The sequence below is a fragment of the Achromobacter sp. UMC71 genome, from assembly GCF_014170305.1.
Classification (GTDB): Bacteria; Pseudomonadota; Gammaproteobacteria; order Burkholderiales; family Burkholderiaceae_B; genus Achromobacter.
On record NZ_LZZT01000050.1, the window covers coordinates 38,660 to 51,272 of the forward strand.

Below are 12,613 nucleotides of genomic sequence, written 5' to 3' on the forward strand. Positions count from 1 at the left end.
CGCACCATGTTTACGACTCGTCCGGAAATCCTCGGCACCTTCGGTGTCGTGACCTCCACCCACTGGCTGGCCAGCTCGGCCGGCATGTCGCTGCTGGAACGCGGCGGCAACGCCTTCGACGCCTGTGTCGCGTCCGCCTTCGTGCTGCAGGTGGTCGAACCCCACCTGGTCGGCCCGGCCGGCGAAGTGCCCGCGGTGTTCTATTCCGCCCGCACCAAGCGCCTGGAGGTGCTGTGCGGCCAGGGCACCACCCCGGCCGGCGCCACGCTCGAGCGCTATCGCGCCGAAGGCCTGAAGCTCATTCCCGGCAACGGCCTGCTGGCCACCGTCATTCCCGGCGCCTTCGACGCCTGGATGCAGCTCTTGCGCGACCACGGCACGATGCGCGTGCGCGACGTGCTGGAGCCGGCCATCTATTACGCCGAGCACGGCCATGCGCTGATGCCGCGCATCTCCAACACCATTGCTGGCCTGAAAGACTTCTTCCAGACCCACTGGCCCACCACCGCCGAAATCTACCTGCCCGGCGGCAATGTGCCCGAAGCCCGCAAACTGTTCCGCAACCCCGCGCTGGCCCGCACCTGGACGCGTGTGCTGCAGGCTGCCGAACAGGCCGGCGGCGACCGCGACCGCCAGATCGAAGCGGCGCGCGATGCCTTCTACCGCGGCTTCGTGGCCGAAGCCATCGACCAGTTCGCCCGCGGCAACGAAGTCATGGACGAAAGCGGCGAGCGCCATCGCGGCGTCATCACCGCCGACGACCTGGCGGGCTGGTCGGCCAGCTACGACAAGCCGGCCACCTACGACTACCACGGCTATACCGTGGCCAAGGCGGGCGCGTGGAGCCAGGGCCCCGTGTTCCTGCAGACGCTCGCGCTGCTCAAGGACATGGACCTGGCCGGTGTCGGCCCGACCAGCGCCGAATTCGTGCACCGGGTCACCGAAGCCATGAAACTGGCCTTCGCCGATCGCGAGGCCTACTACGGCGACCCCGCCTTTGTCGACGTGCCGCTGGACCGGCTGCTTTCCGACGGCTACAACGCCGCGCGCCGCGCCCTGATCGGCGAGCAGGCCTCGCAGGACCTGCAGCCCGGCAGCATTCCGGGCTTCGAGGCCCAGGTGGCCCGCGTCATGGACACGCTGCAGCGCCTGTCCAAGGTCTCGGCGCCGGGCAGCGTCACCAACGAGCCCACGCTGGCCGACATGCGCGCCTCGGTCAAGCGCGGCGACACCACCCACGTGGACGTCATCGACCGCTGGGGCAACATGATCTCGGCCACGCCCTCGGGCGGCTGGTTCCAGTCCTCGCCCGTCATTCCGGAACTCGGCTTTGGGCTCAATACCCGCGCCCAGATGTTCTGGCTGGAAGAGGGCCTGCCTGGCACGCTGGCGCCCGGCAAGCGCCCGCGCACCACGCTGACCCCGTCGCTGGCGCTGCGCGACGGCCGGCCCTACCTGGCGTTCGGCACGCCGGGCGGCGATCAGCAAGAGCAGTGGCAGTTGCTGTTCTTCCTGCGCCACGTGCATCACGGCCTGAACCTGCAGGAAGCCATCGACCTGCCCATGTCGCACACCATGCACTTTCCGTCCTCGTTTTATCCGCGCGACCGCAAACCGGGCCACCTGGCCGTTGAAAGCGGCTTCGGTGCCGAGACGATCGACAACCTGCGCGCGCGCGGGCACCAGATCGAGGAAGTGCCGCAGTGGTCGGTCGGCCGCCTGACTGCCGCCTCGCGCGACGCCGACGGCCTGTTGCATGCCGCGGCCACGCCGCGCCTCATGCAGGCCTACGCCGTCGGCCGCTGAACCGGGTGCCGCCGCGCGTCATCGCCACGCGGCGGCACGGTTGCGGCGATTTGCCGCCATGGGCTATCTTTTGTCCATGACGCCTATCCAGCAGAGCCCGGCAACAGGGGCTCGTCCCCTGACGGGACAAGAACCTCTCTTCATCGTCCTGAACACCGGCTCCGGGCGCGGCGACGCGCAAGCGCTGCAGGACACCATCCGCCGCGTCCTCGACGAAGCTGGCCGGCGCTACCAGCTGATGCCGGTCGACGACCCCTCGCAACTCACCGAGACCGCGCGCGCCGCAGTGGCCCAGGCGCAGCAGGCGCAGGGCATCGTGGTGGCCGCCGGCGGCGACGGCACGCTCAATGCGGTTGCCAGCCAGGTGCTGGGGCAGGGCGTGCCCTTCGGCATCCTGCCGCAAGGCACCTTCAATTACTTCGGCCGCCGTTACGGCATTTCCCAGGACACCGAGCCCGCGCTGCGCAGCCTCCTGGGCGGCGAACTGCGGCCGGTGCAGGTGGGGCTGCTCAATGGCCGCCTGTTCCTGGTCAACGCCAGCCTGGGCCTGTATCCGCAACTGCTCGAAGACCGCGAAGCCTATAAGCAACGCTTTGGCCGCAGCCGCCTGGTGGCGCTGTGGTCCGGACTGGTCACGCTGCTGCGCGCGCCGCGCCAGCTCAGCCTGCGGCTCGAGTACGAGGGTCGCGCGCGCGACCTGCGGTCGCCGACGCTGGTGGTGGGCAACAACCGCCTGCAACTGGAACACATCGGCATCGACGCTACCGAACTGGACCGCCACCGTCTGGTGGCGATGGCGTCCAGGCCCGTCGGCACGCTGGCGCTGTACGGCTTGCTGCTGCGCGGCCTGTTCAGTCGCCTGGGCGACGCCGAGCACGTCATCAGCTTCGCGTTCGACCGCCTGACGGTCGCCATTCGGGGGCGCCATCGGATCAAGGTCGCGATGGACGGCGAAATATCCTGGATGGATAACCCGCTGGAATTCAAGGTGTCCGATACGCCGCTGCCGCTGGTGGTGCCCGCGGACGCGACGGCCCAGGAGCGCCCATGACGCGCATCCTGCAGTTCTCCGACACCCACTTCGGCACCGAGCGCAAGCCTGTGGTCGAGGCCGCGCTGGACCTGGCCCGCTCGCTGGTCCCGGAATTGGTCGTCATCAGCGGCGACATCACCCAGCGCGCGCGCCGCGGCCAATTTGCCGCCGCGCGCAAATTCATCGAACGCCTGTCGCTGCCGGTGCTGGCCGTGCCGGGCAACCACGACATTCCGCTGTTCAACGTCTTCGCGCGGGCGCTCACTCCCTACGGCAACTACAAGCGCGCGCTGGGTGCGGTGCTCGAACCGGTCTATGAATCGGCGGGCCTGCTGGCCATCGGCGTCAACACCACGAGGCCCCGGCGGCGCAAGGATGGCGAGATCTCCGACGCGCAGATCGCGCGGGTGGCCCAGCGCCTGCGCCAGGCCAAGCCCGGCCAATTGCGGGTCGTGGTCGCGCACCATCCGGTGCGCGCCAAGGTCGAGTCCGACCGCCATAATCTGCTGTTCGGCCGCGAACGCGCGCTGGCCGCCTGGGCACAGGCCGGCATCGACCTGATCCTGGGCGGTCACATTCATTTGCCCTACGTGCTGCCCGCCAGCGCCAATCCGGCGGTCGCCGCGGGCTGGGTGGTGCAGGCGGGCACCACCTGCTCGCGCCGCGTGCGGGGCAATATCCCCAATTCGGTCAACCTCATCACGCGCGAAACCGCTGGCGACGGTCTGGTCTGCCACGTCGAGCGCTGGGACTACGCGGCCGCCACTCATGCCTTCGCCCCGGTCGACAAGACGCTGGTGGCGGGTCCGCTATGAGGCGCTTGCCCCGGCCGGCCAAGCGCCCGACGCTGGAAGCGCGGCCGCCGCGCCCCACCGGTTTACCCGGGAGGCCGGAATGACCGGCGACTACGCCGCCTGGGTCGCAGCCCACGCGCTGCTGCTGTTTCTCGTGTTGCCCCTCGCCGCGGCCGCCCTGGCGGTGGCGCTGGCGCGCGCCTATGTCCAGGCGAGCCCGTCGGCCCGGCTGGCGGGCTTTATCGGCGCGGTGGGCCTGGCCTGCGCGGCGTTCCTGTCCCTGGCCGCCGCCATCACGCGGCCTGGCGGCGTGGTGGAGTTCGACAGCGCCTTGGCTGGCGCGCTCAGCCTGTCGATGTCCGACTCGTTGCTGTGGCTGCTGTCCTGGTTCACGACGCTGGGCGACCGCGATTTCCTGACCCTGCTCGCGGTGCTGGTCACCCTGGCGCTGTTGCTGCGCAAGCAACTGCGGCTGGCGCTGTTCTATGCGGCCGCCACCGGGGGCGGCGGGGCGCTGAACTGGCTGCTCAAGCACGGCTTCGAGCGCGTCCGCCCCGAACACGACCACGGCTTTGCCTTGGCTGTCGGCTGGAGCTTTCCCAGCGGCCACGCATCGGCCGCCATGGCCGTGTACGGCGCCGCCTGCTACCTGGCGTGGCGCCTGGCGCCCGCGTCGTGGCGTCTGCCCGGCGTGGCCCTGGCCGCGGGGCTGGTGATGGCGATCGGCCTGAGCCGCATCCTGTTGCAGGTGCACTTCGCCAGCGACGTGGCCGCGGGGTTTGCCATCAGCTTCGCCTGGCTGGCCGTCTGCGCCGCCGTGGCCGAGCGCCTGGGCCGTTCAGCGCGGCAGGATCAGGGCATTCAGTAGCCGCGCCTGCGGCTCGCTGGCGCCCGCCGGCCGCAGCGGCGCGCAGGCGTAGCGCCCGCCCGCCGTCGTGATCGCCAGGTCCAGCCGGCGCGCGCGTTCGGGCGGGGGCGGTTCCAGATCCACGATCAGCTTGCCCGCCACCTGCGCCGTCACCTCGCCGTCGCTGAAGCGCTCCAGCGTGCGGTCGATCTCGCGTTCGCGTGGCAGCGCCAGCACGATGGTGTCGGACTCGGCCAGCGCCTCGCGGGCCGAGGTCGCCAGCGTCGCGCTGCCGCGAAAGTCCTCGCAGCGGTCCGGGTCGATGTCATAGATCGTCAGGGCGATGTCGGGCTCGGCCGCCAGCAGCCGCCGCGCCGCCAGCGTGCCGGTGCGCCCCATGCCGACAATGCTGATGCGCGGGCTCATGGCTTGGGTACCGACCAGGTGCTGACGATGTGCGCCAGCGGTTCGTCCGACCCGGCGGCGGTCAGGATGACCTCGCCGGCCGACAGCCGGCCCACCTTCAGCAGCCGCGCGGCGGCATGGACCGCGCCGGCCGGGCTCTTGCGCAGGAAATTGATGGTCAGGCTGGCTGTCACGGCATGGGCCTGCCCCGTGGCGCCGACCACCGCGGCGTACATGGCCAGGTCCGCCAGTCCCATCAGCATCGGGCCGGCGACGATGCCGCCCAGCCGCTGGTGCGTGTCGCGCGCGGGCAGGGCGGCCAGCGCGGTGCCGCGGCCGATCTGCAGCACCTCGGTGCCCAGCAGCAGCGAAAAGGGATGTTGTTCGGCCAGCAGCAGGCGAAAGTCGGCCAGGCTGATCAGCGGCGCCTCGGAATCGGCGCAGGGCAGGGTAGTGGCGGTCATCGTTGTTCCAGCGCGTTGCAGTAGTGATCCAGCAGGACATCGGCCCGCTGGCCCAGGGATTTCAGGCGATGGGTATGCAGCAGCAGCAGCAGGCCGATCAGATAGGTAAAGACATTCATCTGCTCGGTTTGCACCGTTTCCTGGCTCCAGGCCTTGGTGCGTGCCAGCGCGTGGCCCAGCAGGTCGACGCATTGCCGCAGTCTCAGGTTCAACTGCTCGTCCATTTCCCGGCCCAGGCCGCGCGGCCCCAGGCCCTGGAAGAGGTACAGGCCGAGCGAAAAGTCGGTGCGGCGTTCGGCGTAGTAGCCGAAGAAGGCCTGGATCGCCCGGCGGGCGGCCGCGGCCGCCTCGCCGCCGGTGGTGGCCGCCACCAGATGCGCATGCAGGCGCTGCAGCGATTCGTCGAGCAGGGCGCCATACAGGATCTCCTTGCCCGCGAACCAGGGATAGATCGCGCCCGTGGTGCAGCCGGCTTCCTTGGCGATGGCGCGCAGCGTGGTCTTTTCCAGGCCGTCACGCTCGAACACGCGCTGCGCGGCGTCCAGGATCATCTGGCGGCGCAGGGCGCTCAGGCGTTCATTGCGGTCGGCGCGCGGGGTGGGGATGGGCATGTCGTTCTGGGCGGCGGGGCAACGCCGGATATCTCATCGTTCGGAAATAATATCGATGATTTATTTATATAACAACGTTATTAAACCTGACGCGAGGGATGGGACGTGCCGTCACCGGAGCCTCGCCCGGGAATGCGTGAAACGACCCATCCGGGCATGGAAAGGCGGCTGAAAGAAACCACCGGGGGGAGTCCAAATTATTGGGGCCAGGGCTGAAAGTCGCATGGATACGGGGTCGTTTGAAAATTGCCGGGTTAGCCCTAACGCCATAGAGGCGATGTTGCAATATCCCAACAGGGCTGTCGCAAACCTGCACTTTTCTGACGCCGACCATAGCCAGCCCCCCTGATTTTTGATGCAATAGCGTCAACTTCCCTTCGCGGAGTTAGGGGGGCGGCAGGCTGGTTTGCTGGATTGCTGCTCTTGTCACTCAAATCAACGGAGATTTCTTAAATGAAAAAGACTCTGCTCGCTGCCGCCCTGCTCGCCGGTTTCGCCGGTGTCGCCCAGGCAGAAACGTCTGTCACCCTGTACGGCATCATCGACACGGGCCTCGGCTACAACAAGATCAGCGGTGGTACCGACGCTCAGAACGGTAGCAAGTTCGGCATGATCAACGGCGTCCAGAACGGTTCGCGCTGGGGTCTGCGTGGTTCGGAAGATCTGGGTGACGGCCTGCGCGCTGTCTTCCAACTGGAATCGGGCTTTGATTCGGGTAACGGCACGTCGGCCCAAGGTGGCCGTCTGTTCGGTCGTCAAGCCACCGTCGGTCTGGCCAGCGACAGCTGGGGTCAACTGGACTTCGGTCGCCAAACCAACATCGCGTCGAAGTACTTCGGCTCGATCGACCCGTTCGGCGCTGGTTTCGGCCAAGCTAACATCGGTATGGGCCTGAGCGCCACGAACACCGTTCGCTACGACAACATGGTCATGTACCAGACCCCGTCGTTCAGCGGCTTCCAGTTCGGCGTCGGCTACTCGTTCAACGCCAACGACGTCAACGCTGCTCAAACCGGCTTCAAGACCGCCGACAACACCCGCGCCATCACGACCGGCCTGCGTTACGTCAACGGCCCCCTGAACGTCGCCCTGACGTTCGACCAACTGAACGCTTCGAACAAGCTGACCCAAGGTCAAGTTGACGCCACCCCGCGTCAATACACCGTCGGCGGTTCGTACGACTTCGAAGTTGTGAAGCTGGCTCTGGCCTACGCTCGCACGACCGACGGCTGGTTCGGTAGCCAAGACGTCAAGACCTCGGCCGGCACCGTCGGCTTCGGCTCGAACGCCTTCGCTGATGGCTTCAAGTCGAACTCGTACCTGGTTGGTCTGTCGGCCCCGATCGGCGGCGCTTCGAGCCTGTTCGGTTCGTGGCAGCGCGTTTCGGCCAGCAACGACAAGCTGACCGGCGACGACGCTACGATGAACGTGTTCAACCTGGGCTACACCTACGACCTGTCCAAGCGTACCAACCTGTACGCCTACGGTTCGTACGCCAAGAACTACGCCTTCATCGACGGTCTGAAGTCGACCGCCGTCGGCGTGGGCCTGCGTCACCGCTTCTAATCGAAAGCAGGGCGCAAGTCCTGCCTAGATTTACAGCACATGAGCGGGCTTCGGCCCGCTCATATAAAGCCACCCTGCGGGGTGGCTTTTTTTTGTTTGTCATGAGTATTTGGCGACCACTGTGCGGGCGTTTTTCCGCCGGTCGGCGATATGTGCGCAATGCATGCGTTAAGCTTGTTTTCTTCCGCCGAAAACTGCCATTGTTCCATCAGAGGAATGCAGTCTTTCACCCGCTGTTCACGCTACAGAGTTCAGCCAGAAGTAACCGCGCGAATGCTACAATCCTAAGGTTTGCGCATTTGACGGACGCCTGAATGAACCTGCAACAGTATTTTCCCGTCCTGCTGTTTATCGTAGTGGCCACCCTTATCGGGTTCGCGCTTCTGACGGCCGGCTCCCTCCTTGGCCCGCGGCGTCCTTACGCCGAGAAGCTATCCCCCTATGAGTGCGGCTTCGAAGCCTTCGAAGACGCTCGCATGAAGTTTGACGTGCGCTACTACCTGGTGGCGATCCTGTTCATTCTTTTCGACCTGGAAATCGCGTTCCTGTTCCCCTGGGCCATTGCCCAAGGCACGGTCGGGCTCGTCGGCTTCTGGACGGTCATGGTTTTCCTCGCCGTGTTGACCGTCGGCTTCATCTACGAATGGAAAAAGGGCGCGCTGGACTGGGAATAACCCGCCGACGGGTTGTTCACTGCACTTCACTGCACGCTATCAGAGACGAATATGGCTATAGACGGCATTCTCAAGCAAGGGTTCATCACTACCAGCGCCGACAAGTTCCTTAACTGGGCGAAGACCGGCTCCATGTGGCCCATGACCTTCGGCCTGGCCTGTTGCGCGGTCGAGATGATGCACGCGGGCGCGGCCCGCTACGACCTGGACCAGTTCGGCATCATCTTCCGCCCCAGCCCGCGCCAGTCCGATCTGATGATCGTCGCTGGCACGCTGTGCAACAAGATGGCGCCGGCGCTGCGCAAGGTCTACGACCAGATGCCCGAGCCGCGTTGGGTGGTGTCCATGGGCTCCTGTGCCAATGGCGGTGGTTACTACCACTACTCGTATTCCGTGGTGCGCGGCTGCGATCGCATCGTACCGGTAGACGTCTACGTGCCGGGCTGCCCGCCCACGGCCGAGGCGCTGGTCTACGGCTTGCTGCAGATGCAGAACAAGATCCGCCTGACCAACACGATTGCGCGCTGATTCGTCATGCCGCCGCGGTCGCTGCAAAGCTTCCGCAGGCCCTTCCGAAACAGCGTATCGGTTCACCTAAGCGTACAAGATGATGACCAGGCTCGAAACCCTGAAAAACAATTTGCAGACCACCCTCGGCGCGGATATCGCGCTGACCGAGGCGTTGGGCGAGCTGACGCTCGAAGTGCCCGCGGAGCAGTGGTTCTCCGTCTGCAACAAGCTGCGCACCGAAGCCGGTCTGCGCTTTGAAACCTGTATCGACCTCTGTGGCGTCGACTACCTGACCTGGGGCAACGGCACGCGCGAGCTGCCCGAGGAAGCCAACGCCAAGATTCACCGCGCCCGCTTCGCGGTCGTCGTGCACCTCTTGTCCATCGAGAACAACTGGCGCCTGCGCGTGCGCACCTGGGCCGCCGACGATGAATTCCCCATCGTCGCGTCGCTGATGGAATGCTGGCCCGCGGTCGGTTGGTTCGAACGCGAAGCGTTCGACCTGTACGGCATCGTATTCGAAGGCCATCCCGACCTGCGCCGCATCCTGACCGACTACGGCTTCATCGGCCACCCGTTCCGCAAGGACTTCCCGCTTTCCGGCACCGTCGAAATGCGTTACGACCCGGAACAGCGGCGCGTCATTTACCAGCCCGTCACGATCGATCCGCGCGAGATCACGCCGCGCGTGGTCCGCGAAGACACCTACGGCTTGGGGCGTTAAATCATGGCAGAAATCAAGAACTACACGCTTAACTTCGGCCCGCAGCACCCGGCTGCGCACGGTGTGCTGCGCCTGGTGCTCGAGCTCGATGGCGAAGTCATCCAGCGCGCCGACCCGCACATCGGCCTGTTGCACCGCGCCACCGAAAAGCTGGCCGAGCACAAGACCTACATCCAGGCGCTGCCCTACATGGACCGCCTGGACTACGTGTCCATGATGTGCAACGAGCACGCCTATGTCATGGCCATCGAAAAGCTGCTGGGTGTCGAAGCCCCGCTGCGCGCGCAGTACATCCGCGTGATGTTCGACGAGATCACCCGTCTCCTGAACCACCTGATGTCGCTGGGCTCGCACGCGCTGGACGTGGGTGCCATGGCGGTGTTCCTGTATGCCTTCCGCGAGCGCGAAGACCTGATGGACTGCTACGAAGCGGTCTCGGGCGCGCGCATGCACGCGGCCTACTACCGTCCGGGCGGCGTTTACCGCGACCTGCCCGACACGATGCCGCAATACGGCGATACCAGCAAATACCGCGGCGAAAAGGAAATGCGCGTCATGAACGACGCGCGTTCGGGTTCGCTGCTGGACTTCATCGAAGACTTCACCAACCGCTTCCCGGCTTGCGTCGACGAGTACGAAACCCTGCTCACCGACAATCGTATCTGGAAGCAGCGTCTGGTGGGCATCGGCGTGGTCGACCCCGAACGCGCCAAGGCGCTGGGCTTCACCGGCCCGATGCTGCGTGGTTCGGGCGTGGCCTGGGACCTGCGCAAGATGCAGCCCTACGAAGTCTACGACCTGCTCGATTTCGACATCCCCGTGGGTGTCAACGGCGACTGCTACGACCGCTACCTGGTCCGTATCGCCGAAATGCGTGAAAGCAACCGCATCATCCGCCAGTGCGTGGAATGGCTGCGCAACAACCCGGGTCCGGTCATGATCGAGAATCACAAGATCGCCCCGCCCAAGCGCACCGCCATGAAGACCAACATGGAAGAGCTGATTCACCACTTCAAGCTCTTCACCGAAGGTTTCCACGTTCCTCCCGGTGAAGCGTTCGCTTCGGTGGAACACCCGAAGGGCGAGTTCGGCATCTATCTGGTGTCGGACGGCGCCAACAAGCCTTACCGCCTGAAGATTCGGGCCCCCGGCTTTGTCCACCTGCAGTCGCTGGATGAAATGTCGCGCGGTCACATGATCGCCGACGCCGTCACCATCATTGGTACGCAGGACATCGTTTTCGGCGAGATCGATCGCTGATCCGCCAGACAGTCACGAGCACGCCCGCATAACCCGGATTCAAACTATGCTGCTTTCCGAACAGGCCTACCAGAAAATCGACCGAGAACTTGCGAAGTTCCCGGGCGACCAGCGGCAGTCCGCCATCATGGCCTCTCTTGCGATCGCGCAAGAAGAGAAGGGCTGGTTGGCTACCGACATTATTGAAGATGTGGCCAACTACATCGGCGTCCCGCCCATCGCGGTCCAGGAAGTCGCCACCTTCTACAACATGTTCGACGTCAAGCCCGTCGGCAAGAACAAGATCGCCGTCTGCACGAACTTGCCCTGTGCCTTGCGCGACGGCGAGCGCGCTGGCGACTACCTCAAGCGCAAGCTGGGCGTGGACTATCGCGAAACCACCGCTGACGGCCAGTTCACCCTGGTCGAAGGCGAATGCATGGGCGCTTGCGGCGATTCCCCCGTGCTGATCGTGAACAACAAGCATATGTGCGTGCGCATGACCGAAGAGAAGCTGGACGCGCTGGTCGCGACCCTCAAGGCGCAAGGAGAGTCGGCATGAACGCGCCCGACATCTACAAGCAGTTCGCGCAAGGGCTGGAGCCCAACCCGCTGAACGACCTGGCCAATTCGATGTGCCTGCACGGCCGGCATATCAAGCCCCAGATCATGGCCGACGTCGACGGCGCCAACTGGCGCCTGGCCGACTACGTCAAGCGTGGCGGCTACGAAGCCCTGAAAAAGATCCTCACCACTGGCATGAAGCCGGAAGACGTGATCGCCGAAGTCAAGGCCTCGGGTCTGCGCGGCCGTGGCGGCGCGGGCTTCCCGACCGGCCTGAAGTGGAGCTTCATGCCGCGCGCCTTCCCGGGCCAGAAATACCTCGTCTGCAACTCCGACGAAGGTGAACCGGGCACGTTCAAGGATCGCGACATCCTGCGCTTTAACCCGCACATCGTGATCGAAGGCATGGCCATTGCCGCCTACGCCATGGGCATCAGCGTCGGCTACAACTACATCCACGGTGAAATCTTCGAAGTCTACGAGCGCTTCGAAGAAGCCCTCGAAGAGGCGCGCGCCGCCGGCTTCCTGGGCGACAAGATCCTGGGTTCGGAATACAGCTTCCAGCTGCACGCCTTCCACGGCTACGGCGCCTACATCTGTGGCGAAGAAACCGCGCTGCTCGAATCGCTGGAAGGCAAGAAGGGTCAACCGCGCTTCAAGCCGCCGTTCCCCGCCAGCTTCGGCCTGTACGGCAAGCCCACCACCATCAACAACACCGAAACCTTCGCGGCGGTGCCCTGGATCATCCGCAACAGCGGCCAGGCCTACCTCGAAGTCGGCAAGCCGAACAACGGCGGCACCAAGCTGTTCTCGATCACCGGCGACGTCGAACGTCCCGGCAACTACGAGATCCCGCTGGGCACCCCGTTCTCGACGCTGCTGGAATTGGCGGGCGGCATGCGCGGCGGCAAGAAGCTCAAGGCCGTGATCCCCGGCGGTTCCAGCGCCCCGGTGCTGCCGGCCGACATCATGATGGAAACCACGATGGACTACGACGCCATCGCCAAGGCGGGTTCCATGCTGGGTTCGGGCGCCGTGATCGTCATGGACGAAACGCGCTGCATGGTGAAGTCGCTGCTGCGTCTGTCGTACTTCTATTTCGAGGAAAGCTGCGGCCAGTGCACGCCGTGCCGTGAAGGCACCGGCTGGCTCTACCGCATGGTGCACCGCATCGAAAACGGTCACGGCCGTCCGGAAGATCTGGACATGCTGGACAACGTGGCAGGCAACATCATGGGTCGCACCATCTGCGCCCTGGGTGACGCCGCCGCGATGCCCGTCCGTGGCTTCCTCAAGCATTTTCGCGACGAATTCGCGCACCACATCGAGCATAAGTCTTGTGTGGTTCCGCAATATCTGTAGGTCTCAGGAACAGC

Annotated in this window: 14 protein-coding genes; 11 read left to right on the forward strand and 3 right to left on the reverse strand. The window is 65.3% G+C overall.

The window, feature by feature from the left end; all coding sequences use genetic code 11:
- Window positions 1–6: 6 nt before the first annotated feature.
- From A9974_RS25225 to A9974_RS25240, 4 genes are all read left to right on the forward strand, one after another.
- Window positions 7–1,806 carry a gamma-glutamyltransferase family protein gene (locus tag A9974_RS25225; RefSeq protein ID WP_183006921.1) on the forward strand — a complete coding sequence of 600 codons (1,800 nt, stop codon included), beginning with the start codon at window positions 7–9 and terminating at the stop codon, window positions 1,804–1,806.
- A 58-nt stretch (window positions 1,807–1,864) separates the two neighbouring features.
- Window positions 1,865–2,857, forward strand: coding sequence for a diacylglycerol kinase family protein (locus A9974_RS25230; protein ID WP_255468320.1), 993 nt, complete (start codon window positions 1,865–1,867; stop codon window positions 2,855–2,857).
- The gene (locus A9974_RS25235) at window positions 2,854–3,654 is read left to right on the forward strand and encodes a metallophosphoesterase (protein ID WP_183006922.1); all 801 of its coding nucleotides are present in this window, start codon (window positions 2,854–2,856) and stop codon (window positions 3,652–3,654) included. The genes A9974_RS25230 and A9974_RS25235 overlap by 4 nt, the downstream gene beginning before the upstream one ends.
- Window positions 3,655–3,733: 79 nt before the next feature.
- Window positions 3,734–4,501, forward strand: a complete 768-nt coding sequence (locus tag A9974_RS25240; protein WP_183006923.1) for a phosphatase PAP2 family protein — start codon at window positions 3,734–3,736, stop codon at window positions 4,499–4,501.
- Here A9974_RS25240 and A9974_RS25245 read toward each other — a convergent pair.
- From A9974_RS25245 to A9974_RS25255, 3 genes are read right to left on the reverse strand one after another with little or no spacing between them, the layout of a single operon-like run.
- A complete protein-coding gene (locus tag A9974_RS25245; RefSeq protein ID WP_255468321.1) occupies window positions 4,472–4,906 on the reverse strand; it encodes an NAD(P)-binding domain-containing protein in 435 nt (144 codons plus the stop codon). The two genes, A9974_RS25240 and A9974_RS25245, sit on opposite strands and share 30 nt — an antisense overlap.
- The gene (locus A9974_RS25250; protein WP_183006924.1) at window positions 4,903–5,349 is read right to left on the reverse strand and encodes a PaaI family thioesterase; all 447 of its coding nucleotides are present in this window, start codon (window positions 5,347–5,349) and stop codon (window positions 4,903–4,905) included. Before A9974_RS25250 ends, A9974_RS25245 begins: the two co-directional genes overlap by 4 nt.
- Entirely contained in the window at window positions 5,346–5,960 is a 615-nt protein-coding gene (locus A9974_RS25255; RefSeq protein ID WP_183006925.1) for a TetR/AcrR family transcriptional regulator, read from the reverse strand. The genes A9974_RS25250 and A9974_RS25255 overlap by 4 nt, the downstream gene beginning before the upstream one ends.
- Window positions 5,961–6,413: 453 nt before the next feature.
- On the opposite strand from A9974_RS25255, the gene A9974_RS25260 reads away from it, so the two are divergent.
- The 7 genes from A9974_RS25260 to nuoF all read left to right on the forward strand — a co-directional run bounded on the left by A9974_RS25260 (window position 6,414) and on the right by nuoF (window position 12,599).
- A complete protein-coding gene (locus A9974_RS25260; protein WP_183006926.1) occupies window positions 6,414–7,526 on the forward strand; it encodes a porin in 1,113 nt (370 codons plus the stop codon).
- A 314-nt stretch (window positions 7,527–7,840) separates the two neighbouring features.
- The gene (locus A9974_RS25265; RefSeq protein WP_006217959.1) at window positions 7,841–8,200 is read left to right on the forward strand and encodes an NADH-quinone oxidoreductase subunit A; all 360 of its coding nucleotides are present in this window, start codon (window positions 7,841–7,843) and stop codon (window positions 8,198–8,200) included.
- A gap of 51 nt (window positions 8,201–8,251) precedes the next feature.
- Window positions 8,252–8,728, forward strand: a complete 477-nt coding sequence (locus tag A9974_RS25270) for an NADH-quinone oxidoreductase subunit B family protein (RefSeq protein WP_006217960.1) — start codon at window positions 8,252–8,254, stop codon at window positions 8,726–8,728.
- Window positions 8,729–8,807: 79 nt separating this feature from the next.
- Entirely contained in the window at window positions 8,808–9,434 is a 627-nt protein-coding gene (locus A9974_RS25275) for an NADH-quinone oxidoreductase subunit C (protein ID WP_183006927.1), read from the forward strand.
- A gap of 3 nt (window positions 9,435–9,437) precedes the next feature.
- Window positions 9,438–10,694: an NADH-quinone oxidoreductase subunit D gene (locus A9974_RS25280; RefSeq protein WP_054429653.1), complete on the forward strand. Its 1,257-nt coding sequence runs from the start codon at window positions 9,438–9,440 to the stop codon at window positions 10,692–10,694.
- A gap of 46 nt (window positions 10,695–10,740) precedes the next feature.
- Window positions 10,741–11,235 carry an NADH-quinone oxidoreductase subunit NuoE gene (gene nuoE, locus A9974_RS25285; RefSeq protein ID WP_183006928.1) on the forward strand — a complete coding sequence of 165 codons (495 nt, stop codon included), beginning with the start codon at window positions 10,741–10,743 and terminating at the stop codon, window positions 11,233–11,235.
- On the forward strand, window positions 11,232–12,599 hold the full coding sequence (nuoF, locus tag A9974_RS25290) for an NADH-quinone oxidoreductase subunit NuoF (protein ID WP_183006929.1): 1,368 nt from the start codon (window positions 11,232–11,234) through the stop codon (window positions 12,597–12,599). The genes nuoE and nuoF overlap by 4 nt, the downstream gene beginning before the upstream one ends.
- Window positions 12,600–12,613: the final 14 nt, after the last annotated feature.